General features: G+C 66.2%; 16 protein-coding genes. 9 read left to right on the top strand and 7 right to left on the bottom strand.

Annotation, left to right across the window (positions count from 1 at the left end; genetic code table 11):
• Positions 1–192: 192 nt before the first annotated feature.
• Positions 193–2,478, bottom strand: a complete 2,286-nt coding sequence (locus Q4F19_RS10485) for an ATP-dependent helicase (RefSeq protein ID WP_303542301.1) — start codon at positions 2,476–2,478, stop codon at positions 193–195.
• A 136-nt stretch (positions 2,479–2,614) separates the two neighbouring features.
• Here Q4F19_RS10485 and Q4F19_RS10480 point away from each other — a divergent pair, with 136 nt between their 5' ends.
• Entirely contained in the window at positions 2,615–2,962 is a 348-nt protein-coding gene (locus Q4F19_RS10480; RefSeq protein WP_303542299.1) for a hypothetical protein, read from the top strand.
• A 60-nt stretch (positions 2,963–3,022) separates the two neighbouring features.
• Here Q4F19_RS10480 and Q4F19_RS10475 read toward each other — a convergent pair whose 3' ends face one another.
• Together Q4F19_RS10475 and Q4F19_RS10470 are read right to left on the bottom strand one after the other, a co-directional pair.
• The gene (locus tag Q4F19_RS10475; protein WP_303542297.1) at positions 3,023–3,985 is read right to left on the bottom strand and encodes an AEC family transporter; all 963 of its coding nucleotides are present in this window, start codon (positions 3,983–3,985) and stop codon (positions 3,023–3,025) included.
• Positions 3,986–4,072: 87 nt separating this feature from the next.
• Positions 4,073–4,282 carry a hypothetical protein gene (locus Q4F19_RS10470; RefSeq protein ID WP_303542295.1) on the bottom strand — a complete coding sequence of 70 codons (210 nt, stop codon included), beginning with the start codon at positions 4,280–4,282 and terminating at the stop codon, positions 4,073–4,075.
• Positions 4,283–4,408: 126 nt separating this feature from the next.
• Between Q4F19_RS10470 and alaS the strand changes: the two genes are divergently transcribed.
• On the top strand, positions 4,409–7,084 hold the full coding sequence (gene alaS / locus Q4F19_RS10465; protein ID WP_303542294.1) for an alanine--tRNA ligase: 2,676 nt from the start codon (positions 4,409–4,411) through the stop codon (positions 7,082–7,084).
• 100 nt (positions 7,085–7,184) lie between these two features.
• A complete protein-coding gene (locus Q4F19_RS10460; RefSeq protein WP_303542292.1) occupies positions 7,185–8,063 on the top strand; it encodes a pirin family protein in 879 nt (292 codons plus the stop codon).
• A gap of 1 nt (position 8,064) precedes the next feature.
• On the opposite strand, the gene wecB is transcribed toward Q4F19_RS10460, so the two are convergent.
• The 3 genes from wecB to Q4F19_RS10445 form a co-directional block, all read right to left on the bottom strand.
• Positions 8,065–9,213 (bottom strand): non-hydrolyzing UDP-N-acetylglucosamine 2-epimerase, encoded by a 1,149-nt coding sequence (gene wecB / locus Q4F19_RS10455; RefSeq protein ID WP_303542290.1) that lies wholly within the window; start codon positions 9,211–9,213, stop codon positions 8,065–8,067.
• 99 nt (positions 9,214–9,312) lie between these two features.
• On the bottom strand, positions 9,313–12,438 hold the full coding sequence (locus tag Q4F19_RS10450) for an efflux RND transporter permease subunit (RefSeq protein WP_303542289.1): 3,126 nt from the start codon (positions 12,436–12,438) through the stop codon (positions 9,313–9,315).
• Positions 12,439–12,441: 3 nt separating this feature from the next.
• The gene (locus Q4F19_RS10445; RefSeq protein ID WP_303542287.1) at positions 12,442–13,530 is read right to left on the bottom strand and encodes an efflux RND transporter periplasmic adaptor subunit; all 1,089 of its coding nucleotides are present in this window, start codon (positions 13,528–13,530) and stop codon (positions 12,442–12,444) included.
• Between the two features lie 241 nt (positions 13,531–13,771).
• Here Q4F19_RS10445 and Q4F19_RS10440 point away from each other — a divergent pair, with 241 nt between their 5' ends.
• The 3 genes from Q4F19_RS10440 to Q4F19_RS10430 all read left to right on the top strand — a co-directional run bounded on the left by Q4F19_RS10440 (position 13,772) and on the right by Q4F19_RS10430 (position 19,479).
• Positions 13,772–14,287 carry an Lrp/AsnC family transcriptional regulator gene (locus Q4F19_RS10440; RefSeq protein ID WP_303542285.1) on the top strand — a complete coding sequence of 172 codons (516 nt, stop codon included), beginning with the start codon at positions 13,772–13,774 and terminating at the stop codon, positions 14,285–14,287.
• Positions 14,288–14,626: 339 nt separating this feature from the next.
• Complete coding sequence (locus Q4F19_RS10435) at positions 14,627–17,764, top strand: TonB-dependent receptor plug domain-containing protein (RefSeq protein ID WP_303542282.1); 3,138 nt, start codon at positions 14,627–14,629, stop codon at positions 17,762–17,764.
• Positions 17,765–17,886: 122 nt separating this feature from the next.
• Positions 17,887–19,479 carry an amidohydrolase gene (locus Q4F19_RS10430; RefSeq protein ID WP_431312392.1) on the top strand — a complete coding sequence of 531 codons (1,593 nt, stop codon included), beginning with the start codon at positions 17,887–17,889 and terminating at the stop codon, positions 19,477–19,479.
• 64 nt (positions 19,480–19,543) lie between these two features.
• Here the strand turns inward: Q4F19_RS10430 and Q4F19_RS10425 are convergent, their stop codons facing one another.
• The gene (locus Q4F19_RS10425; protein WP_303542280.1) at positions 19,544–20,287 is read right to left on the bottom strand and encodes an SDR family oxidoreductase; all 744 of its coding nucleotides are present in this window, start codon (positions 20,285–20,287) and stop codon (positions 19,544–19,546) included.
• 116 nt (positions 20,288–20,403) lie between these two features.
• Here Q4F19_RS10425 and Q4F19_RS10420 point away from each other — a divergent pair, with 116 nt between their 5' ends.
• The 3 genes from Q4F19_RS10420 to Q4F19_RS10410 all read left to right on the top strand — a co-directional run bounded on the left by Q4F19_RS10420 (position 20,404) and on the right by Q4F19_RS10410 (position 25,634).
• Positions 20,404–20,796: a winged helix-turn-helix transcriptional regulator gene (locus tag Q4F19_RS10420; RefSeq protein WP_431312398.1), complete on the top strand. Its 393-nt coding sequence runs from the start codon at positions 20,404–20,406 to the stop codon at positions 20,794–20,796.
• A gap of 217 nt (positions 20,797–21,013) precedes the next feature.
• Complete coding sequence (locus Q4F19_RS10415; protein WP_303542275.1) at positions 21,014–23,530, top strand: zinc-dependent metalloprotease; 2,517 nt, start codon at positions 21,014–21,016, stop codon at positions 23,528–23,530.
• A gap of 196 nt (positions 23,531–23,726) precedes the next feature.
• Positions 23,727–25,634, top strand: a complete 1,908-nt coding sequence (locus Q4F19_RS10410) for a potassium transporter Kup (RefSeq protein WP_303542273.1) — start codon at positions 23,727–23,729, stop codon at positions 25,632–25,634.
• Positions 25,635–25,677: the final 43 nt, after the last annotated feature.

Below are 25,677 nucleotides of genomic sequence, written 5' to 3'. Positions count from 1 at the left end.
AAGCTATCGGCGAAAGCCCGTCATCCTCCCCACCGCCGGCAGTTGCCAATGTTCGTCACCCCGGCCTCGAGCGCCTTGCTTTCGCGGACCGCATCGATCGGAGGAAGCGGCATACCGGATCAGGCTCGAGCCGACGGCACGACAGGCCTTCCTTTTCCGTCCGAGAGGGGGCGGGAGCACCCGCGCCGCCCCTCACCCCACGGTGACGAAGCTGTCCAGCACGCGCTTGCGGCCGGCATGTTCGAAGTCGATCTCCAGCTTGTTGCCCTCGATCACCGCGACCGCGCCATAGCCGAACTTGGTGTGGAAGACGCGGACGCCCAGGCTGATGTCGGCGCGGGGCTTGGCGGCGAAGCTCGCCGCGCTCGCCTTCACTTCGGCGAGCTTCACGGGGTTCATGTCGAGCGGCTTGGTCGCGGCGCGCTGCCAGCCGGGGCCGCGCGTCGCGGCGTATCCGGGGCGTTCGCGCGCGACATGGGCGAAGGGATCGCCCTGCTCGCTCCATTGCGCGCGCCACAAAGATTCGCCGCCCGACATCGTCGTCTCGCTCTCGACATGCTCGGCCGGAAGCTCGTTGACGAAGCGCGAGGGGATGGAGGAGGTCCACTGGCCGTAGATGCGGCGATTGGCGGCGTGGAAGATCGTCGCGCGGCGCCGCGCGCGCGTGATCGCGACATAGGCCAGCCGGCGCTCCTCCTCGAGGCTGGCATTGCCGCCTTCGTCCAGCGCGCGCTGCGAAGGGAAGACGCCTTCCTCCCAGCCGGCGAGGAAGACGGTCTCATATTCGAGGCCCTTGGCGGCGTGGATCGTCATGATCGTAACCTTGGCGTCCTCGGCATTGGCATCATTGTCCATGACGAGGCTGACATGTTCGAGGAAGGCGCCGAGCGTCTCATATTCCTCCATCGCGCGCGCGAGCTCGGTGAGATTCTCGAGCCGGCCCGAGGCTTCGGTCGAGCGTTCGGCCTGCAGCATCGCGGTATAGCCGCTCTCGTCGAGCATCTGCCGGGCGAGTTCGGCGTGGGGGAGTTCGGTAAGCTTGCCGCGCCAGCGGGCGATGTCGCCGATGAGATTGCCGAGACTGCGCCGGGCGGATGGGGTCAGCTCGTCCGTGTCGAGGATGCGCGCGGCGGCGTGGGTCAGCGGCAGGCCCTCGGCGCGGGCGAGCTGGTGGAGCTTGGTGACCGCCTTGTCGCCGATGCCGCGCTTGGGGGTGTTGACGATCCGCTCGAACGCCAGATCGTCGGCGGGCTGGGCGATGACGCGGAGATAGGCAAGCGCATCGCGGATCTCGGCACGCTCGTAGAAGCGGAAGCCGCCGACGATGCGATAGGGCATGCCGATCGCGATGAAGCGATCCTCCAGCTCGCGCGTCTGGAACTGCGCGCGGACGAGGATCGCGACCTTGTCGAGGCCTTCGCCCCGGCGCTGGCCGGATTCGATCTCCTCGCCGATCCGGCGCGCTTCCTCGGGGCCATCCCAGACGCCGATGACGCGGACCTTCTCGCCCTCGGCCTCGTCGGTCCAGAGCGTCTTGCCGAGCCGGCCGCCATTGTTGGCGATGACGCCCGAGGCGGCGGCGAGGATATGCGGGGTGGAGCGGTAATTCTGCTCGAGCCGGATCACCTTGGCGCCGGGAAAATCGCGCTCGAAGCGGAGGATGTTGGCGACCTCAGCGCCGCGCCACGAATAGATCGATTGGTCGTCGTCGCCGACGCAGCAGATATTCTTGCGCTCCTGCGCGAGCAGCCGCAGCCACAGATATTGGCTGGCATTGGTGTCCTGATATTCGTCCACCATGATGTAGCGGAAGCGATCCTGATACTGCTTCAGCACGTCGCGATGCGTCTTCAGGATGACGAGCATGTGCAGCAGCAGATCGCCGAAATCGCAGGCGTTCACGGCCTTCAGGCGCGCCTGATAGGCGGCGTAGAGCTCCTGGCCGCGGCCGTTGGCGAAGGCTTCGCTTTCGGCCGCGTCGATCTCGGCCGGGGTCCAGCCGCGATTCTTCCAGCGATCGATGAGCCCGGCGAGGCTGCGCGCGGTGAAGCGCTTCTCGTCGATGTCGGCGGCGACGATCAATTGCTTGAGCAGGCGGAGCTGATCGTCGGTGTCGAGGATCGTGAAATTGCTCTGCAGCCCGACCAGTTCGGCGTGGCGGCGGAGCATCTTGGCGGCGACCGAGTGGAAGGTGCCGAGCCAGGGCACGCCCTCGACCGACTCGCCCATGATGCGGCCGACGCGCTCGCGCATCTCGCGCGCGGCCTTGTTGGTGAAGGTGACGGCGAGGATCTCGGAGGGCCAGGCGCGGCGCGTGGCGATCAGGTGCGCCAGGCGTGCGGTGAGCGCGGCGGTCTTGCCCGTGCCCGCGCCGGCGAGCACCAGGACGGGACCTTCGGAGGTCAGCACGGCCTCGCGCTGGGGTTCGTTCAGGCCGCGCAGATAAGGCGGTTCGGGGGCGAGTGGGGCGGGCTCCATCGTTCGAACAGGTAGGGAACGCGTCCGCGCGGGGCAACCGGTGATCGCCGGCCGGGACGCAACCCTCCGGCGTTCCCGGCGTTCGGAGGGGCACAGGGGCGGGTGGAAACCCGATTGCCATTTTAGGAGACACGCCTTGAAGACCAGCCTCATCATTCTCGCCGCCACGCTTTCGTTCGGCAGCGCATCCGCGATCGCGCAGACGATGCCGCAGGATGCCGCGACGCCGCCGGCGAGCAGCAACATGCCGACCGACGCGACCGCGCCGATGGCCCCGGCCGCGCCCGCCGCCGCCGATCCGGGCATGAGCGCGCCGGCATCCGCCGACTCGACGATGCCGCCGCCCGCCGCCGCGGCGCCGTCGGCTATGCCGGCGACGACGATGCCCGCCCCCGACGCGGTCTCGATGCCGGCCTGCTCGCGGACCGTGACCGACAAGTGCGTACAGAAGGGCGGCATGACCAAGAAGTCGAAGCGGAAGTAAGCCTTCCTTCTTCGAGAGCCTGAAAGAGGGCGGCGATCCGAAGGGGTCGCCGCCCTTTCTTCATTGGGGGACGAGCAGGAAGGCGAGCAGCATGACGCCGATCGTGCCGAGGATCGTCGACAGCAGGATCGCGCGCGACGCGAGCGCGGCGTCGCGGCCGTAGAGTTCGGCGAGCATGAATGGGCCGGTGCCGGTCGGCAGCGCCGCCAGCAGCACCGCGCTGACCGCCCAGGGGTAAGGCAATGGTAGCCCCAGCGCGGGCGCGAGCCAGAAGACGCCCGCTGCCATCACCGCGGGCTGCGCGACGAGCTTGATCAGCAGGACGGGCAGCAGCAGCGGGGTGGGTTCGCGCGGAGCGGTCGGGCGGATCGCGAGGAAGGCGCCGATCGTCACCAAAGCGCAGGGGCTCGCGGCGGCGGCGAGCAGATCGATGAAGCGCGCGGCCATCGCCGGCAGCGGCACGCCGGTCGCGGCCCACAGCCCGCCCGCGATCGGGCTCAGCACGAGCGGATTGCGCGAGAGCGCGCGCAGCACCTTCATGAGCGATTCGCGAAAGCCTCCGCCGCTGGCGAGACCAATCTCGACGAGCAGCAGCGAGAAGGCGAATTGCAGCGAGACGGTGAGGATCGCGACGATGACGCCCGCCGCCAATCCGACGCTGCCCAGCAGGCCCTGCAGCATCGGCAGGCCGATGAAGCCGGCATTGGGATAGCTTGCGGTCAGCGCGGTCAGCGAGCGATCGACGAGCGGGTGATCGGCGTTACGCGGAGGGGGCAGGAGCAGGCCCGCGCCGAAGGTGAGAACGAGGCCTAATGTGAAGATCAGCAGAAATGCGGGCCGGTTCATCTCAGCATAGTCGCCCTCGGCGAGCGCGCGGAATAGCAGAGCGGGCAGCGCGAGCGAGACGGTGAAATCGTTGAGCATCGCGATGCCGTCGCGGCCGACGCGCTTCCAGCGGCCGAAGCCGAACCCCGCCGCGATCAGCGCGAAGACGGGGAGGATGGCGGCCGAAATCGTCAGCATCGCTGCCCTTTCGATGAGGCGGGCAGCTGTGGCAAGTCGTGGCGGACGGGGATCGCGATCTGAGCCAGGCGCCGCCGATACGGCGCGTCAGGCGCGCGGGGGCTTCGTCGCCTGGCGCGCGGCCCAGATGACCCAGCCCGCGCCGAAGACCGCATAGGAGCCGACCACGCCCATGACGGCGGCCGTGACCAGGATATTGTTCTGGACGGCCGCGAAGAGGAGCAAGGCTCCGACGCCAGCCGTCACGATCCACAACAACAGCGTTGACGGCCATTTCGGCCCGCTTTCGGCGCCCATGTCACGCATCTCCCGCGCGGTGCGACAACGTAATATCATGGCCCACTTCGGCCGAGAAGCCGGCAGGTCACCGGCGCGTCGCGGCGTCGGCTTGAGAAGGGGGCGTCGCTCCACTAAGTCGCAGGAATGACGTCCACGAACGATATCCGCCGGTCCTTCCTCGACTACTTCGGAAACGAGGGGCACCGGTTCGTGCCTTCGGCGCCGCTCGTGCCGCAGAACGATCCCACGCTCATGTTCGTCAATGCGGGCATGGTGCCGTTCAAGAACGTGTTCACCGGCCTGGAGACGCGGCCCTACATCACCGCGACCTCGTCGCAGAAATGCGTCCGCGCGGGCGGCAAGCATAACGATCTCGACAATGTCGGCTACACAGCACGCCACCATACGTTCTTCGAAATGCTCGGCAATTTCTCGTTCGGCGATTACTTCAAGGAGCGCGCGATCGGCCTCGCCTGGAACCTGATCACGAAGGAATGGGGCCTGCCGGCCGAGCGGCTGACCGTGACCGTCTATCATACGGACGACGAGGCGTTCGACCTGTGGAAGAAGATCGCAGGGCTCCCCGAGCACCGCATCATCCGCATTCCGACCAAGGACAATTTCTGGGCGATGGGCGACAGCGGGCCGTGCGGCCCTTGCTCGGAAATCTTCTACGATCATGGCGATCATATTCCCGGCGGCCCTCCGGGTTCGCCCGACGAGGATGGCGATCGCTTCACCGAGATCTGGAATCTCGTGTTCATGCAATATGAGCAGGAGGCCAACGAGATTGTCGGCAACCTGCCCAAGCCGAGCATCGACACGGGCATGGGGCTCGAGCGGATCGCCGCGGTGCTGCAGGGCGTCCACGACAATTACGACACGGACACGTTCAAGGCGCTGATCGCCGCCTCGGGCGAGCTGACGCGGACGGTGACGACAGGCGCCAACACCGCCTCGCATCGCGTGATCGCGGATCATCTGCGCACCTCGGGATTTCTCGTCGCCGATGGCGTGCTGCCCGCCAATGAGGGCCGCGGCTATGTGCTGCGCCGGATCATGCGCCGCGCGATGCGCCACGCGCATCTGCTGGGCGCAGCCGAGCCCCTCATGCACCGGCTCGTGCCGTCGCTGATCGCCGAAATGGGCGTCGCTTACCCTGAGCTGGTCCGCGCGCAGCCGTTGATCGAGGAGACGCTGAAGCTGGAGGAGACGCGCTTTCGCCAGACGCTCGCCAACGGGCTGCGCCTGCTCGACGAGGCGACGGGATCGATGGCGGCGGGCGATACGCTGCCGGGGCAGGTCGCGTTCAAACTCTACGACACGTTCGGCTTTCCCTACGACCTGACCGAGGATGCCTTGCGCGCGCAGGGCTATGGGGTGGACCGTGCGGGCTTCGACACGGCGATGGCCGAGCAGAAGGCGGCGGCGCGCGCCGCGTGGAAGGGCTCCGGCGACAAGGGATCGGACGAGATCTGGTTCGACATCGCCGAGGAGCAGGGCGGCACCGAATTCACCGGTTATGCGGGGCATGAGGGCGATGCGCAGGTCGTCGCGCTCGTGAAAGACGGGCAGCGCGTCGAGACGGCCAATGCGGGCGACGAGATCGTCATCCTCACCAACCAGACGCCTTTCTACGGTGAGAGCGGCGGCCAGCAGGGCGATGCGGGCACGGCGAGTACCGACGGAGGTTTCGCGGCCGACATTTCGGACACGTCGAAGCCGCTCGGCCGGCTGCACGCGCACAAGGCGACGGTAACGAGCGGCACGATCAAGGTCGGGGATGCGATCCACCTCGCGGTCGACGTGAGCCGCCGATCGAAGCTGCGCGCCAATCACTCCGCGACGCATCTGCTGCACGCGGCGCTGCGCCACCGGCTGGGCGGGCACGTGACGCAGAAGGGCAGCCTCGTCGCGCCCGACCGGCTGCGCTTCGATTTCTCGCACCAAAAGGCGCTGAGCCCCGAGGATATCTCGGTCGTCGAGGCCGAGGTGAACCGCCACATCCGCGAGAATGACGTCGTCGCCACCCGGCTGATGACGCCCGACGAGGCGATCGCCGCGGGCGCGATGGCGCTGTTCGGCGAGAAATATGGCGACGAGGTCCGCGTCCTCTCGATGGGCAAACATGTCCATGAGGGCGATCCGGCGTCCTGGTCGGTGGAATTGTGCGGCGGTACGCACGTCAATGCGCTGGGCGATATCGGCCTGTTCAAGATCGTCGCCGAAAGCGCGGTCTCGTCGGGCATCCGCCGGATCGAGGCGCTGACGGGCGAGGCGGCGCGGCTGTGGCTCGTCCAGCGCGACGAGCGGCTGCGTGAGGCGGCAAGCGTCCTTAAAGCGCAGCCCGACGAGGTGCCCGCGCGACTGGTAGCGTTGGTCGAGGACCGGCGCCGGCTGGAGCGCGAGCTCGCCGAGGCGAAGAAGGCGCTGGCCTTGGGCGGCGGCGCGGCGAAGGCCGAGGCCGACGCGCCCGAGATGCTGGCGAGCGGCGTGCCGTTCCTCGGCAAGGTCATCGACGGGCTTGATCCCAAGAGCCTGCGCGGCCTGATCGACGCGCAGAAGCAGGCGGCGGGCTCGGGTGTCTTCGCGCTGGTCGGCGTCAACGAAGGCCGCGCGGCGGTCGCGGTCGGCGTCTCGGACGATCTGGTCGCGCGCTACAGCGCGGTCGAGCTAGTCAAGCTCGCCGTGGCGGCGCTGGGCGGGCAGGGCGGCGGCGGCCGGCCCGACATGGCGCAGGGCGGCGGTCCGGACGGCACGAAGGGCGCCGAGGCGATCGCGGCGGTGCGCACGGCGCTGGCGGAGCCGGTCACGGCCTGAATGCGGTGACCCGCATGCCGGCGACGGGCGGCGTCGATCCCGGCGGCGAATATGCCGCCCGGGGTTCGACGGCCATCGTCCGGGCGCCTATGCGACCCGCATGACCGCGCGCTCCCTATCCAAAGTCCATCCCGCCTATCGCGACGACATCGCCGACCTGACGACGCGGCGGCCGGTGCCCGGCCCCGGCCTGGAGCAGATCGACCCGTTCCTGTTCCTCAACCATCACGGGCCGCAGACCTATCCGCCCCACAATGGCGGGCTTCCTTTCGGGCCCCACCCGCATCGCGGCTTCGAGACCGTCACCTTCATCCTGACCGGCAATCTCGCCCATCACGATACGGGTGGCCACGAAAGCGTGATCGAGGCGGGCGGCGTGCAGTGGATGACGGCAGGGTCCGGCCTCATTCATGCCGAGATCTCGCCGCCATCCTTCAAGCAGGCCGGCGGGCCGCTCGAGATCCTGCAGCTTTGGGTCAACCTTCCCGGGCGCCTGAAGATGACCGAGCCGGCCTATACCGGGCTGCAGGAAAACGAGATCCCGCATTTGGCGATCGCCGGCGGGCAAGGGGCGGTCAGCCTCATATCGGGCGATTTCGATGGCGCTACCGGACCGATCCGGTCGCTGACGGGAGTGTTCATGTCGATCGTGCGGCTCGCCGCGCAGGCGCGCGTGGATTTGCCCGCGCCGGCCGATCGGGCCGTCCTGCTCTACATCGTGTCCGGCGCGATCTCGATCGGCGACAGCGTCGTCCAGCAATGGCATCTCGTCACGATGGCCGAGGACGGCGACAGCATCTCGATCACAGCGGAAACCGACGCCGTCCTCCTGTTCGGCCACGCCGATCCGATCGGGGAACCGGTCGTGTCGCACGGACCGTTCGTGATGAACACGCGCGAAGAGATAGGCGAGGCTATTCGCGACTATCAGGCCGGAAAGTTCAACGGCAAAGGCGCGCTCGCGGGCGTCGGAGCCTAGATCATCCCGCGGTCACGCCTCCCCAATCTTGCAGGACGGGTCCGGCGGGATCGAAACGAGCGGGTCTGTCGGCAAGATAGGCGCGCACGACCGCGGCGATGCGGGCGCCGGCCTGGCCATCGCCGTAAGGCGAGGCGCCATTGGCCATGCGCCGATGCGCCGCGTCGTCCTCGATGAGTTCGATCGCCGCGGGCAGGATCGTGCGCGGATCGGTGCCGACGAGGCGGGCGACGCCGGCGGCGATACCTTCCGGCCGCTCGGTCTCGGTGCGCAGGACGAGCACGGGCGTGCCGAGCGCGGGCGCTTCCTCCTGCACCCCGCCGCTGTCGGTAAGGATCAGACGCGCGTCGCGCATCGCCTCGACGAACGCGCCGTGGGAAAGCGAATCGGTAAGATCGACGCGGGGATGCGCGTCGAGCGCGTCGCGGATGGCGCCGCCGAGGCGCGGATTGGGATGGATCGGCCAGCGGACGCGCAACGTGGGATACAGATCGAGCAGCGCATAGACCGCGCCGACGATCGTGGGCAGGGCGGCGACATTCTCGCTGCGGTGAACGGTGACGAGGATCGACGGGGCTGCGCGCTTCGCGACGGTGCAGCGGGGGACGACGTTGCGCAGCGTATCGATGATAGTGTTGCCGGTGACGTAGATCGCCTCGACCGAGACGCCCTCGCGCAGCAAGTTCGCGCGTGCGGCCGGCGTCGGGCAGAAATGGTGGTCGGCGAGCAGGCTGATCAGCCGACGGTTCATCTCTTCGGGGAAGGGCGTGTCGCGCCGTCCGCTGCGGAGCCCGGCCTCGACATGGCCGAAGGGGATGCGGGCGTGGTGCGCTGCCTGCGCGGCGGCGAGTGCGGTCGTCGTGTCGCCCTGGCCGATCACATAATCGGGTGCTTCCGCGGCAAATATGTCACCGAGCGCGCCAAGACAGCGACCGGCGAAGTTCGAAAGATTCTGAGCGGGCGTCATCAGATCGAGATCGACGTCCGCGACGAGCCCCATTTCGGCCAGCGCCTGATCGAGCAGGTCGCGATGCTGGGCGGTGGCAAGGACGCGAACGTCGAGTTCGGCGCTCTCGCGAAGCGCGCTCGTGACGGACGCGAGCTTGATGGCCTCGGGGCGCGTGCCGACGACGATCGCAACCCGCTTCATCGGCGGCCAGTCCCCCCAAAGTGCCCGCCCCCGCGGCACCCCTTCGCCATTTTTGCCGAAAAACAGGTGTTTCGGCAAGTCAGTCGAGAGAGACCTTCCCTATTCGGCGGGGGCCGGGTGGTGCGTGCCGTGATCGGGCCGGTCGGCGAGCGCGGCTTCCAGCTTGCGCGTGACCGCCAGCGGCGATCCCGTGCGCCGCGCGAGCAGGCTGTAGAGCAGGGGGATCATGAACAGTGTGATCACGGTCGCGATCGAGACGCCGAACACGATGACGACGCCGATCGCCGAGCGCGCGCCCGCGCCCGCGCCGTGGCTCATCGCCAGCGGCACCGCGCCGAGCACGGTGGCGATCGAGGTCATCAGGATCGGGCGCAGGCGGCGGACCGCGGCGTGGACGACCGCGCGGTGGAGCGCCATGCCCTCGTCGCGCAGCTGATTGGCGAATTCGACGATCAGGATGCCGTTCTTGGCGGCAAGGCCGACGAGCATGACGATGCCGATCTGGCTGAACAGGTTGATCGTCGTGTGCGTGAGCGCCAAGCCGACGATGCCGCCGGCGACGGCGAGCGGCACGGTCGTAATGATCACGGCGGGGTGGACGAAGCTCTCGAACTGCGCGGCGAGCAGCAGATAGATGATCACGATCGTGATCCCGAACACGATCCAGATCGAGCTGCCCGTCTGCTTGAGCGACTGGCTCTCGCCCCGATAGCCGACGGCGAGCACTTCGGGGCTCTTGGCGGCCTCGTCCTCGAAGAATTTGAGCGCCTTGCCGAGCGAGTAGCCGGGGGCGAGACCGCCCTGGAAGGTGATCGCGCGGATCTTGTTGAAGCGACCGAGTTCGCGCGCGGTGGAGCTGTCGCGCATCTTCACCAGGTTCGAAAGCGGTATCAGCCCGCCGGCGCGCGAGCGGACATAGACGCCGGCGAGGCGCGTCTGATCGTCGCGGCCCTTGGCCTCGGCCTGGACCATCACGCGATATTCCTTGCCATTGTCGGCGTAGGTCGAGACGCGGCGCGAGCCCATCAAGGTCTGCAGCGCCTGGCTGACATCGTCGACCGACACGCCGAGATCGCCGGCGCGCTTGGTATCGACGTCGATCAGCAATTGCGGCTTGGATTCAACATAATCCGCATCGACGTTGACGAGGCCCGGATTGTCGCGGACCGCGGCGAGGATTCGATCGCGCGCGCGGGCGAGATCGGGATAGGTCGCGCCCGCGATCACGAAATTGAGCGGCTGGCCGCGCCCGCGGCCGAGCGACGAGCGGACGGTGGCGTTGCCGCGGACCGAGGTCAGCTCGCCGAGCTTGGCGTTGACCATCTTGGTGACGTCGAGCGAGCTCTTGGTGCGCTCGTCCCAAGGGCGCAGGAAGACGGTCATGCTGCCCGCGTTGAAATCCTCGCTCGCGCTGGTCGAATAAGGCAGGCGGCTGCTCATCGCGCGGACCGGGCCCTCGCCGACGAGCGGCATCAGCTTGGCCTCGGCCTGCTTGGTGAAGCGATCCAGCTGATCGAAGCCGGTGCCTTCGGGCGCATTGAGGCGCACCTCGATGACGCCCGTATCCTCGGGCGGGACCAGCTCGGTATCGACCGTTATGAACAGCCAGCCGGCGCCGACGAGGAAGACGCAGACCGCGATCAGCACCGGCGCCGGGCGGGCGAGGACGCGCTCCAGCGTGCGCTCGTAGCTGCGCTCGAGGCGATCGAAGGTGCGATCGATGAACGCGGTCAGCCGGCTCGGTTCGTCGTTGCGGAGAAGCTTGGAACAGAGCATCGGCGCAAGGCTGAGCGCGAGCACGCCCGAAATCGCGACCGAGGCGATCATCGCCACGGCGAGCTCGCGGAACAGCAGACCCGTCTGCCCGGCGATGAACATGACCGGCACGAACACCGCGCACACGACGAGCGTGGTGGAGATCACTGCGAAGCCGACCTGGCGCGTGCCGCGGAACGAGGCGACGAGCGGCGATTCCCCGCCGACGATGCGGTGGTGGATATTCTCGAGCACGACGATCGCGTCGTCGACGACGAGGCCGATCGCGAGGACGAGCGCGAGCAGGGTCATCAGGTTGATCGAGAAGCCGCAGGCCCACAGCACCGCGAAGGTCGCGAGCAGGCAGATCGGCACGGTGACCGCGGGGATCAGCGTCGCGCGCCACGAACCGAGGAACAGGAAGATGACCGCGACGACGAGCACGGCGGCTTCGGCGAGCGTGTGATAGACGCCCTTGATCGCCTCCTCGATGAACACCGACGTATCGGAGCCGACGAGGATCTTCACGCCCGGCGGCAATTCCTTCTGGATCTCGCCGGCCAACTTCTTGGAGGCCTGCGCGACCGAGAGCGTGTTCGCGCCCGATTGCTTGATGATGCCCATGCCGATGCCGGTCTGCTGATTGTAGCGCCAGCTGGAATAGGGGTTTTCGGCGCCCTGCTCGACGCGCGCGACATCGCCGAGCCGCACGAGATAGCCGTCGCCGCCGCGGCCGATCACCAGAGTGCGGAAATCGGCGGGCGTGCGGAAGCCGCGATTGACGCGCAGCGTAAGATTCTGGGACGCGGATTCGATGCGGCCGGCGGGCAGCTCGACATTCTGCGACTTGAGCGCGGTCTCGACATCCTTGGGGGTCAGGCGGAAGGCGGCGAGGCGATCCGCATCGAGCCAGACGCGCATCGAGGGGCGGGCGAGTCCGCGCAGCTGGATCTCGGCGACGCCGTCGATCGTCGAGAAGCGGTCCTTGATGTAGCGCTCGACATAATCGGACAGCTTCATCTTGTCCCAGCCGGGCGCCTGGACGGTGAGATAGACGATAGCCTGCGCATCCGCGTCGACCTTCTTGATGATCGGCGGGAGGATGTCCTCGGGCAGATCGTCGAGCGCGCCGGAGACACGATCGCGCACGTCGTTGGCGGCGGAATCGACGTCGCGATCTGCGCGGAACTCGATTGAGATGTTGGAGAGGCCGTCGGACGAGGTGGAGGTGATCGTCTCGATCCCCTCGATGCCGGCAAGCGCTTCCTCGAGCGGCTGCGTGACGCGGCTTTCCATGATCGCGCCGGCGGCGCCGGTATAGTTGGTCTGGACCGAGATGACGGGCGGATCGGTCTCCGGATATTCGCGGACCGAGAGGTTCAGATAGCCGACGATGCCGATGATCGTGAGCATGATCGCGCCGACCGCGGCGACCACGGGCCTGCGCACGGACAGATCGGACAGGAACATGGCTCAGCCGCCCCCGGCGTTCGACTTGTCGGCGGCACCGGAGATGCGGACGGTCTGCCCGTCGGCGACCTTGACGACGCCTTCGGTGATGATCCGCGAATTGGCGGGCAGGCCCCTGATCTCGACGAGGCCGCCATCGTGCAGCCCGGTCGTGACGTTCGTGCGCTTGGCCTTCATGTCCGCGCCGACGACATAGACGAAGCGATCCGAGCCATCGCCGACGATCGCCAGTTCGGGCACGGCGAGCGCCTGCCGCGTCGCCGCCTGGATGCCGACGGTGAGCAGCATGCCGGGCTTCAGCCGGTTGCCCGGATTGGGGAGGATCGCGCGGACGGTGGCGGCGCGCGTCGAGGGATCGATGACGGGATCGATCGTCTCGATCGTGCCGCGCACCTGCTGATCGGGATAGGCGGCCGCCATGGCCAGCAACGGCTGACCCGCGTGCACCGAGGACAGCGCCGTCTCGGGCAAGGTGAAATCGAGCTTGATGCGCGAGATATCGGAGATGGTCGCCACCGGCGTGCCGACGGCGATGACCGCCCCCTCCGAGATCGTGCGCAGCGAGACATAGCCCGAAAAGGGCGCTCGCAGCACGCGATCGGCGATCTGGGCGCGGGCATTGTCCGCATCGGAGCGCGCGCGGCGCGCGGCGGCGACCTGCTGATCGAGCGTCGTGCCCGTCGCGAAGCCTTGCGTGCTCAGCGCCTGGATGCGGTGGAGTTGCGACAGCGCCTGCGCCTCGTCCGCCTGCGCGGCATGGAGCGAAGCCTGTTCCTGCCCCTGCGCCAGGATCGCGATGATCTGGCCCTTCCGGACATAGCCGCCATCGTTGAAGAACAGGCGATCGATACGCTCGGTAACGGGCGCGGCGAGCGTGACCTGCTCGTTGGCGCGCGCGGTGCCGACCGCCTCGACGCGATCTATGAACGTGTGCGCGCTGGGCGTGGTGGCGGTGACGAGCGGGGCCTGTTTCTTCGGCGCGCTGGCGCCCTTGCCGCAGGCACCGACCAGCGCGAGCAGACCTAGCCCAAGCGCGGGCCGGGCGGCGAGGCGGATGCGCCGCAGGAGAGCGAAACGGCGGGTCACTGCCATGATGGTGCTGGAATCATTGCAGTGCGGCTACGCGTTGGGCGGTGCGAGATCATCGGAGCGCGCCGAGTTCCGGCCACGCGGAGGCGGGCAACGCACGGATAGCGCGTCCACGAAAAACCATATTGCCCCCTGATTCTGTCGGATCGTGCCAACGCTCCGGCGAGGCTAGCATGTTTCAGTCTTGTGCATCCCTTCAATTTTCGACAGGAATAGGGCTAACAATGCAGGAATTCCAATTGGGATGAGCGAACTCATGGACGAATCTGGTAGCTATTCGATCGATGCCACTGACTTCCGTATCCTGCGGGAGCTCAGTGCCGATGGACGCGCATCCGACGTCAACCTCGGTGAGCGCGTGCACCTCTCCAGCACGGCCGCGGCCCGGCGCCGCAAGATCCTGGAGGAGCGCGGCGCGATCGCAGGATATACCGCCAAGATCGATTTGCCGAGGCTCGGTTTTGGGATCGTCGTGATGGTCGCGATCGAGCTTTCGAGCCAGGCCGAGCAGGCGCTCGTCGAGTTCGAGACGGCCGTCGTCAAATGCCCGTCCATGTCTTATTGCAGCTTCGTCTCGGGCGACACCGACTTCCTGATGCTGGTGCATGTGCGCAGCCTGGAGGATTATGACCGCGTCTATCGCAGCGAATTATCGACGCTGCCGCACGTCGCCAAGATCCGCTCCAGCTTCGTGATGCGCGAAGTGATGCGCCGCACGGTGGCGCCGATCGTGTTCGGCGGACCGGTGGAAAACCGCTGATCGAAGCAAAATCCGGACGGTGAATTCATTCGTCCGACACGCTCGTTGCGTTTGAAAGCGCAGGGCCACGGGGCTCCGTTTAACGGATTTCCAAACGTTCGATCGAAAAATGCGTGAAGATTGATTGGATCGAATACGGTCCTTCTGTTACATCTCTGTGTATCGCAGGAGAATCGGACATCGGAGCGACGGCAAAGACCGTCGCTCCGGAAACGAGCCGAAACGATAGTAAATAGAAAAAAGATGATCAGGGCGTCAGGGCAAAAGTCTCGGCGGACGACGAAAAAAGAAAATATGGAGAGCGGTGCCCCGGCTAACATTTATTGAAGGGGGCGATCGATGACGATTCTGCTGAGCGAAGTCGCGTGTAGCGACCAGAAGACCTTGTCCGTAACGAAGCGGGCTATCCTTGCGACTGTCGGCGTGATGGCGCTTTGCCTCGGCGTGGAAGCAGCGCAGGCCCAGGCGACGAACAGCGACCCGGTCGTGACATCGCCAAGCAAATCGACCCCGGCCGACGGCGAGCTCATCAACTCGGCCGGCACGAAGCCCGGCGAGACGACCGAGCGCACCTCGCTCGCATCCGAAGCGCCGACGCCCGCCAACGAAGGCGAGATCACCGTCACCGGCACGCGCATCGTTCGCGACGGTTATAGTGCACCGACCCCCGTCAGCGTGATCAGCAGCAAGGAAATCGCGGCCGAAGTGCCCGCGAACATCACTGATTTCGTCAACACGCTCCCCGCCGTGCGCGGCTCGGCGACCGCCGCCAACTCGAACGGCGCGCTCTCGAATGGCCAGGCCGGCATCGCGACCGTCAATCTGCGCAACCTCGGCTCGAACCGCACGCTCGTCCTGTTCGACGGCATCCGCTCGGTGGCGTCCGCGGGCAACGGCGTCGTCGACGTCAACACCTTCCCCCAGTCGCTGATCCAGCGCGTGGAAGTCGTGACCGGCGGTGCTTCGTCGGCCTACGGTTCGGACGCCGTCTCGGGCGTCGTCAACTTCATCCTTGATCGCTCCTACAAGGGTGTGAAGGCCGATTACGAGTTCGGCATCACCGATTATGGCGATGGCCAGAACCACAAGGCCTCGATCACCGCGGGCACCGATTTCGGCCCCGACGGACAAGGCCATATCCTGGCATCGGGCGAGTTCTTCACCCAGGCCGGTCAGCACACGATCGACCGTCCCTGGAACAATTACGGCTACTTCCGGATCGTCAATCCGGCCTATGTCGCCACCACCGTCAACGGCGTGCGCGTTTCCGACAATGGCCTGCCAGAACAGATCGTCGCCTCCAGCGTCGGCCTGTCCGGCTCGACCCCGGGCGGCCTGATCACGTCGGGCGCGCTGCGCGGCGTATACTTCACCGATGGTGCCAACGGGCAGATCGTCGCCAACGGCCTGGCCGCCGGCACCAGCCGCCTGAACTTCCCGACCACCGCGATTTCCGGTCAGTGGCTGGTCGGCAACGATTGGCTGACGACGCGCGCCTATCACAATGACAGCTCGACGCTGATCCCCGACGAAGAGCGCAAGACCGCCTTCGGCCGCGTAAGCTGGAAGTTCTCCGACGCGCTCGAAATCTACGGTCAGGCTTCGTACGCCAAATATCACGGCGTCAGCTATTATCAGGCGACCTATTCGACGGGCGTCACGATCCAGAACGACAATGCCTTCCTGCCGCAGTCGGTGAAGACCGCGATGGCGGCCGCCAATCTGACCTCGGTCTCGGTCGGCTTCGGCAATGACGGCATTCCCGCTCAGGGCAGCGCCAATACCCGCGAAGTCTATCGCTACGTGCTGGGCGGCAGCGGTCAGTTCGAGGTGGCCAACCGTGCCTTCAAATATGAAGTGTTCGGCCAGAAGGGCATCGCCAAGACCGACGAGCAGCTGATCAACACCTATCAGACGCAGTATCTGTCGCGCGCGACAGATGCCGTGACCGTCACCGCCGCCAATGTCGGCACGTCGGGCCTGGCGCTCGGCAGCATCGCCTGCCGCTACACGCTGACCCATCCGGGCGACAGCTGCGTGCCGATCAACCGCTTCGGCAACAATGTCTCGCCGGCCGCGCTCAACTATATCTTCAACGGCGGCAACCAGCCTTTGCGCGAGCAGACGCTGAAGCAGACCTTCGCCGGCGCCAACATCTCGGCACCGGAACTGTTCGACCTGTGGGCAGGCCCGGTCTCGCTGACCCTCGGCGGCGAATATCGCAAGGAATCGATCTCGGGTTCGGTGGATCCGCAATTCTCGGTCGATCAGACCGGCCCCGACAAGGGCGTCGCCAAGTGGATCTACGGCAACTACTTCCCCACCTTCGGTTCGTATAACGTGAAGGAAGTCTTCGCCGAGACGGTGATCCCGCTGTTCAAGGGCGCTGACCTGAACGGTGCGTTCCGCCACACCAATTATTCGACCTCGGGCACGGTCAACACCTGGAAGGTGGGCGGCACCTATCAGATCATCGAGGACCTCAAGCTGCGCGGCACGGTTTCCCGCGACATCCGGGCGCCAAGCCTTCAGGAGCTGTTCTCGATCGTCGGCCGCTCGAATGCGATCAGCGTTCCGCTCGCCAACGGCACGACCCGCTCGGACAATTTCTTCGAGAACACCTACGGTTCGGTCATCGGCAACGCGGCGACGCCGCTGACGCCGGAAGTGGCCAAGACCTACGGTGGCGGCGCGGTGATCACGCCACGCTTCCTGCGCGGCTTCGCGGCCTCGGTCGATTATTACAAGATCAACCTGAAGGGGGCGATCGACGCGATCAGCGCGCAGAACATCGTCAACCTGTGCTATCGTGACAACCAGCCGCAATATTGCAGCCAGATCCAGACGGCGAACGGTCTTGCGGCCGGCCCGGCGAATATCGCCTCGGCCATCACCGGCATCAACCTTTATTACCAGAACTTCGCATCGGTGAAGACCGAGGGCATCGATATCGAGGCGAGCTACCGCACGCGTATCGATGAGGGCGCGCTTACCCTGCGCGCGCTGGCGACCCACTATATCAACTATCTGACGAACAACGGCATCAACCCGGTCACCGACAGCGCCGGCAACAACAATGGCAGCGTTCCGAACTGGACCTATCGTCTGTCGGCAGGCTGGGATCAGGGTCCGTTCAGTGGGCAGCTGGTGGCGCGCGGCGTAAGCTCGGGCAAGTATAGCCAGGAGTTCGTCGAGTGCACGAGTGCCTGCCCGCTCTCGAACAGCACGCAGACGACGATCAACGACAACACGATCCCCGGCGCCTGGTATTTCGACGTTTCGGCCAGCTACAAGCTCAACGTCGGGCCGACCAAGGTCGAGATCTTCGGCAAGATCAACAACTTGCTGAACTCGAACCCGGTGCTCGTCGCCAACGGCCCGACCGGCAACAACACGCCGGCCTATCCGCAGACCAACCGGAACCTCTACGACGTTCTGGGCCGTGTCTATCGCATGGGCATCCGCGTCGCTTACTGATCCGACCCTCCGCCGGGCGGGGCCTTAATAGGCTCCGCCCGGTTTCTTTTTGTGCCGTGCACTTTTGCGTCACTCGCGACCCGGCGGGCGCCGGGCCGATATTTCGATCCGGAGATGACCCCATGAAAGCTTCCCGCCTCGCGCTGTTCGCGGCCACGATGCTCGCCGGCGCGCTGCCGCTCGGCGCCGCGCACGCCGCCGCGCCGCCCGCGATGAAGGCCGATGCCGCCGCGAACATCGATGCGCATGCCAAGCTCGTCCAGGAGATGGTCGACAGCGTGTTCAGCTTCGCCGAGCCCGGCTTCCAGGAATTCAAGACGCAGGAATATCTGACCGCGATCCTCGAGAAGAACGGCTTCAAGATCACCAAGGGCGTCGCTGGGATCCCGAGCGCGTGGACTGCGACCTGGGGTACGGGCGGCCCGCTGATCGCCCTGGGCTCGGACGAGGATTGCCTGCTCGGCACCTCGCAATATCCGGGCACGCCGACGCTGAAGCCGATGGTGGAGGGCGCGCCGGGCCATGGCGAAGGTCATAATAGCGGCATGCCGCTCCAGATCGCCGCCGCGATCGCGGTGAAGGCTGTCATGGAGAAGAACCACATCCAGGGCCGTCTGATGCTGTGGCCGGGCATCGCCGAGGAGCTGCTCGCGACCAAGGCTTATTATGTGCGCGACGGGCTGTTCAAGGGTGTCGACGCCAACATCTTCACGCACGTCTCCAGCGATTTCTCGACCGGCTGGGGGATGGGCGGATCGAACGCGCTCGTCTCGGTGGAATATACGTTTCACGGCCGCACCGCGCATGCCGCGGGCGATCCCTGGGACGGCCGGTCGGCGCTCGACGGCGTCGAGATCATGGACACCGCCTGGAATTTCCGGCGCGAGCATCTGCCGATCTCGCAGCGCTCGCATTATGTGATCACCAATGGCGGCGGCCAGCCCAACGTCGTGCCCGACAAGGCCTCGGTCTGGTATTATTTCCGCGAGTTCGGCTTCGACGCGACGCGCAAGCTCTACGAGACGGGCAACGAGATCGCCGAGGCCGCCGCCAAGGCGACCGACACGACCGTGACGCACCAGGTGCTGGGCTATGCGGCGCCCAATTATGGCAACAAGCCGATGGCGGAGGCCGCCTGGGCGAACATCAATGCGGTCGGCATGCCGAAATGGTCGGCCGACGACCAGGCGTTCACGAAGGCGGTGCAGACCGCGCAGAAGCGGCAGATCAAGCCGCTCAGCACGACGGTGACCCCGCTCGGCGGACCTTATGAGGCGCGCGTGCCGACCGGCGGCGGATCGGACGATATCGGCGACATCATGTGGACGGTGCCGACGATCACGATCCGCTTCCCCTCGAATATCCCGAGCATGATCGGCCACAACAAGACCAGCGCGATCGCGATGGCGACGCCGATCGCGCACAAAGGCGCGGTCGCGGGCGCCAAGGCGGTGGCGATGACGGTGCTCGATCTGATGACCACGCCGAAGCTGATCGCCGACGCCAAGACCTTCCAGAAGACGGTCCAGTTCAAGGATCAGAAATATGATCCCGTCATCACCGCCAAGGACACGCCGGCGATCTGGCTGAACAAGGACGTGATGGACAAGCTGCGACCGCAGATGGAGAAATTCTATTACGATCCGAGCAAGTATCCGACCTATCTCGACCAGCTCGGCATCAAATATCCGAACCTGAACACGACGGGCGGCTGATCGCCCGCCGTCCCCCCGGTCCGTCGTTTCATCCCTTTTCGACGGACCGGGGTCATTCTGTGATTCAGAGCGCGCCGACCGCGGCCAGCGCGGCGGGGAAGCGGCCTTCCGCTTCGGCATCGCGCAGGAAGTGGACCGCCTTGACGAGGATCTCCTCAGGCGTCGGCGTTTCCGCGAACAAAGCCATCACCTCGTCGATATAGGCATCGAGCGGCATATAGCCTTCGCGCGTCGCCTGGCCGGGAGTGAGATCGGTGCGGACGGCGGGCGGGGCGAGTTCGATCACCTCGATCAGGCCCTTGAGCTGCTCGCGCAGCGAGATCGTGTAGGAATGGATCGCGGCCTTCGTCGCCGAATAGGTCGGTGCGCCCTTCAGCGGTACGAAGGCGAGGCCCGACGAAGTGTTGACGATCGCGGCGTCGGACTGCGCGCGCAGATGATCGACGAGCGCGTCGGTCAGGCGGATCGGGCCGAGCAGATTGGTGACGATCGTTGCTTCCGCGCTGGCGAGATCGCGCCGCGCGGTGAGATCCTCGCGATCCATGATCCCGGCATTGTTGATGAGCACATTCAGTGCGGGATGCGCGGCGACGAGCTCGGCGGCGAAGGCTTCGATCGCCTCGGGCTTTTCGACGTCGAGGATCATCGCGGACATTCCGCTGCGGCCGGCGATCGTCTCGTCCAGCGCCTCCTGCCGGCGGCCCGCGACGATCACGTGATTGCCCAGATCATGCCAGCTGTGCGCCAGCGCGCGGCCGATGCCCGATCCGCCGCCGGTGATGAGGATCGTGTTGCCGGTGAGTTTCATGAAGGCTGCTCCTGCTTGCGTAGTCGGGCGATGCGGGTGATCTAGGCCGGTGCTGCCGGATCGAAAGAAGGCACCAGAAAGATTTATACGTACCAAAAGGAGAGCGTGTGGCGGATGTGATCGCTGAGCGCGCGCCGGGCATTGCAGAGCAGGACGTGGATCCCCGTGTCGAGGCGCTCGTCCATGAGCTGATCGGCCGCGTCGCCGACAAATGGACGATGCTCGTGCTGGAAGTGCTGGAGGAGCAAGGCGAGCTGCGCTTTACGCAATTGGCTCGCGCGGTGACCGGGGTCAGCCAGAAGATGCTGACGCAGACGCTGCGCGCCATGGAGCGAGACGGGCTCGTCATCCGCACCGTTCATGCGGTGGTGCCGCCGCGCGTCGACTATCGGCTCACCGCGCTCGGCCATAGTCTCGGCGAGGCCTTTTGCGGTGTGTGGATCTGGGCCGAGCGCAATCTGGCGATCGTGGACGCTGCGCGTTGCGCCTTCGACGCGCGGAAAGGCTGAAAGCGTGGCTCCCGTGAGCTGCGGCCGTTGCGGGATCATGTGTCAGAGCTGAAACAGCGACGGGAAAACGTCAGAGACGCCGAAGTTAGCGCCGCATTTCGATCGCAAACGCGTCTATCGCCGCAATAATGATGGGAACTGCCTCGCGCGTGTCTGCTAGGCTGACTGGGCCGGCTCTTGGGAGAGAGTCGCCCAAGATATCCTCGGAGCCAAAGCCATGATGCCAAACGAGACCGCCGGACGGCGCGCCATCCACCTGTTGCGCACGGGCTGCGCGGCGATAGCCCTGCTGGGGCTGGGCGGCATGGCGCTCGCGGCACCGCCCAAAAAGGGTGGCGACGATACGTCCGCCCGCGCCGGCCCGGCGCCGATGCACGCGGATGGCTATGTGCCCTTCACCTTCGATGCCGCGAAGAACAAGGTGCTGATTGAGGTGCCCGCGTTCGACAGCGACGTGCTCTATTTCGTCTCGGCGGCAACGGGCGGCGGCGAGGTGGAATTGCCGTTCGATCGCGGCGTGCAGGAAAGCATGGTCATCCACTTCGTCCGCGCCGGGCAGAAGGTGCTCGTCGAGGAGCAGAACCTCGCCTACCGCTCGGTCAACGGCTCGGCCGCGGCCAAGCAGAATGTCGCGGACAGCTTCCCGACCTCGGTCCTCGCCGCGCTGCCGATCGAGAGCGAGGCGGGCGGCAAGGTGATGGTCGACGCGACGGCCCTGTTCAATCGCGACGCCGCCAATATCGAGGCGGACATGCGGCGCAGCAACCAGGGCGCGTTCCGCTACGATCCCGCGCGCTTCGCTTTCTATCCCAAGCGGATGAAGGCCTTCCCCGACAATACCGAGATCGAGACGGTCGCGACCTTTTCGGGCGACGCGCCGGGCAATCTGATCCGCGTCGTCACGCCCGATGCCAAGACGGTGACGATGCGGATCCACCACAGCTTCCTGCGCCCGCCCGCGATCGGCAATTTCCGGCCGCGCGACGGCGATCCGCGCATCGGCGTGGGCTTGGGCGGACGTTTCAAGGACTTCAGCAAGCTGCCCGACGATGCCCCGGGCGGCGGCTTCATCGGCCGCTATCGGCTGGAGAAGAAGGATCCGTCGGCCGCGCTCAGCGAGCCGGTCAAGCCGATCACCTTCTATTTCGACACGGCGATCCCCGATCCGATCCGCTTCGCGATGAAGCAGGGGCTGTTGTGGTGGAACAAGGCGTTCGAGGCGGCGGGCTTCAAGAATGCGATCGTCGCGCTGGATCTGCCGGCCGACGTGGACCCGATGGATATCCGCTACCCGACGGTATTGTGGATCGACCGCGACGAGCGCGGCTTTTCGTCCGGCGGCAGCTATCGCGACCCGCGCACCGGCGAGCTCATCGGCACCAAGACGCACATGGACAGCTTCCGCATCCGCACGATCGGCAATTTCTACGATGCCTATTCGGGCGGGCTGCCCGCGGACGGCACGGGCATCGACATCGCCGATCCGTCGATCCTCTCCAGCCCAGACGTGTGGAACGCGATGCCCAAGGGCCAGCGCGACATGATCCTCGAGCGCCAGGCCTTGCTGACCGCGCATGAGCTCGGCCACTCGATCGGCTTCGGCCACAATTTCGCGTCGAGCCTCAACAATCAGGCGTCGGTGATGGAATATCCGAGCCCGCGCGTGAAGGTCACCAACGGCAAGCTCGATCTGTCGGAAGCGTTCCAGAAGCAGATCGGCGAGTATGACAAATATATGGTGCGCTACGCCTACACGCCGTTCGCACCGGCGCAGGAGAAGGCCGGGCTCGACGCAATCATCGCCGACATGCGCGCGCACAATCTCATCTACACGCCATCGGACGATCCGCGCTGGACCGCCTATGACGATCGCGCGACGCCGACCGAATATCTCCACGAGACCGCGGAGGCGCGCAAGATCATGCTCGCTACCTATGGGCAGAACATGTTGAAGGCGGACGAGCCGGTCGGCAATCTGCGCGATGCGCGGCTGTGGATGGTCTATCTCCACCAGCGCTGGGCGATCGACAGCGGCGTCAAATATATCGGCGGCATCTTCACCAACATCGTCGTGAAGGGCGAGACGCTGCCGCCGACCGAGTTCATCCCGACCAAGCTGCAGCACGAGACGCTCGACGGGCTGATGGACATCATCGAGCCGAAGAACCTCGTTTTGCCGGAAAGCCTGCTCGTCCAGCTGACCCCCGATCCGGACAATGGCAAGGAGGATCTGTCGAAGGACGACATGTTCGATCAGCTGCGCGCGGCGCGGATCCTGGCGGGGATGGTGCTGGAGCCTTTGTTCAATCCGGACCGTGCGGCGCGGCTGGTTGCGCTGCAGGCGCGGCAGGCCGGTGCGGTGACCTTGCCCGAGGTGTTCGATGCGGTGCTCGCCAAGACCTGGCACGCGAGCGCGACGGGCACGGCCGAGGAGCGCGCCGTGCTGCGCGCCACGCAGGCGGCGGCGCTGGATTCGATGATGATCCTCGGCGCGGCCAAGGACACGTCGCCCGAGGCGCGCGCTTATGCGCTCGATCGGCTCGCGTCGCTGGCGGGCGAGTTGAAGGGCAAGAAGGACGGCGATCCGCTGACGAGCGGCTTCTATCGCCAGAGTGCGCGCGACATCGAACGCTATCTGGAGGAGCCCGCCAAATGGGCACCGAAGACCGCCGTGCCGGATTGGGGCGGTTCGCCGCGTTCGCGCTACACGGTCAATCCGGGCGCGCCTTTGTAATTCAAAGTTCCTCCCCGACACGGGGAGGGGGACCATGCGCAGCATGGTGGAGGGGGCTCGCCGCTTGATGGCCCCCTCCGTCGTCGCTTCGCGACGCCACCTCCCCGTGCCGGGGAGGATCGAGATCTATCGCTTTTCAGCGCGGGCAGGAGCATAGGGCCGCCGCCTGCGTTGTGCGGGTGCGAATACGGTCCTGATGAACTTGTCCCCGGCGGAGTCCGCCAGCCCTCACCCCGATACCGATCACGGCGGCCGCCGGCAGCTTCCGCTCGCGCTCGGCGCGATCGGCGTGGTGTTCGGCGATATCGGCACCTCGCCTCTTTATGCGCTGAAGGAGAGCTTCACCGGCCATCATCCGCTGGTGGTGGATGCGCCGCATCTGTTCGGCGTGCTGAGCCTCGTCTTCTGGACGATGATGCTGATCGTCACGATCAAATATGTGCTGATCATCCTGCGCGCCGACAATGAGGGCGAGGGCGGGAGCCTCGCCTTGCTGGCGCTGGTGACGCGATCGATGGGCGCGCGGACGTGGACGCCGATCATCGCGATCCTCGGCGTGAGCGCGACCGCGCTCTTCTACGGCGATGCGATCATCACCCCCGCCATATCGGTGCTGTCGGCGGTGGAGGGCCTCGTCGTCGTCGAACCCGCGCTCGCCAATCTCGTTCTGCCCATCTCGATCCTCGTGCTGATCGGGCTGTTCGCGATCCAGTCGCGCGGCACGGCGCGGGTCGGCGCGCTGTTCGGCCCGATCATGGTCTTCTACTTCCTCGTCATCGCGGTGCTGGGCGCGATGAGCATCGCCGCGCGGCCGGAGATCGTCGCGAGCCTCGATCCGCGCTGGGCGGTGCGCTTCTTCCTGCTCGATCCGAAGCTCGCCTTCCTCGCGCTCGGCTCAGTGGTGCTGTCGGTTACGGGCGCGGAGGCCCTCTATGCCGACATGGGGCATTTCGGGCGCAAGGCGATCAGCGTCTCGTGGCTCTACGTCGCTTTTCCCTGCCTGATGCTCAATTATCTGGGGCAGGGCGCGCTTCTGCTCGGCCGGCCGGAGGCGATCGCCAATCCGTTCTTCCTGCTGGCGCCCGATCAGCTGCGCCTGCCGCTCGTGATCCTCGCGACGATCGCGACGGTGATTGCCAGCCAGGCGGTGATCTCGGGCGCCTTCTCAGTCACGCAGCAGGCGATCCAGCTCGGCTTCCTGCCGCGCCTCAAGATCATCAACACGAGCGCGACCGCGGCCGGCCAGATCTACATGCCGCTCGTCAACTGGCTGCTGCTGGTGGCGGTGGTGATGATCACGATCGGCTTCCGGAGCTCGTCCAACCTCGCTGCCGCTTATGGCATCGCGGTGACGGGAACGATGTTCATCACCGCCTGCATGCTGGGCGTGCTGACCTTCACCGTCTGGAAATGGCCACCAGTGATTGCGGGTCTGGCGACGGGCGCGTTCCTGCTCGTCGACGGGCTCTATTTCGCCTCGAACGTCACCAAAATTCCCGATGGGGGCTGGTTTCCCCTGCTCGTCGCCGCGATCGTCTTCATCATCCTGACGACCTGGGCGAAGGGACGGGGCCTGGTGCGCGCGCGCGTTGCCGAGGATGCGATGGCCGTCGAGCTGTTCATCGCCTCCGCCTCGCCGCGGCTGGAGCGCGTCTCGGGCACCGCGATCTTCCTGTCGTCGGCGCGCGAGGGCATCCCGCCCGCGCTGCTGCACAATGTGAAGCACAACAAGGTGCTGCACGCGCGCAACCTGATCCTGACGCTCATCATCGAGCAGACGCCCTATGTGAGCGAGGACCGCCGGATCGCCGTAGAGGAACTCAGCGAAGGCTTCTTCCGCGTCTTCCTGCGCTACGGCTTCATGGAGGAGATGAACGTTCCCGCGGCGCTCGGCACGCGCGCGATTTGCGGCGGCCCGTTCAAGCAGATGGAAACGAGCTATTTCCTCAGCCGCCAGACTTTGATCCCGTCGGCGCGGCCCGGAATGGCCTTGTGGCGCGAGCATCTGTTCGCGTGGATGGTCCGCAACGCCGAAAGCGCGATGGAATTCTTCCGGCTGCCCACCAATCGCGTCGTCGAGCTCGGCAGCCAGGTCGAGATCTGACTTCGCTGTTCCGGCGGATGCCCGCGCAGGCTATCGCCGGCTT

It is taken from the genome of Sphingomonas natans (assembly GCF_030546695.1).
Lineage (GTDB): Bacteria > Pseudomonadota > Alphaproteobacteria > Sphingomonadales > Sphingomonadaceae > Sphingomonas_I > Sphingomonas_I natans.
The sequence above is the reverse complement of the archived record's forward strand: the minus strand, read 5'-3'. Positions and strand labels throughout refer to the sequence as shown.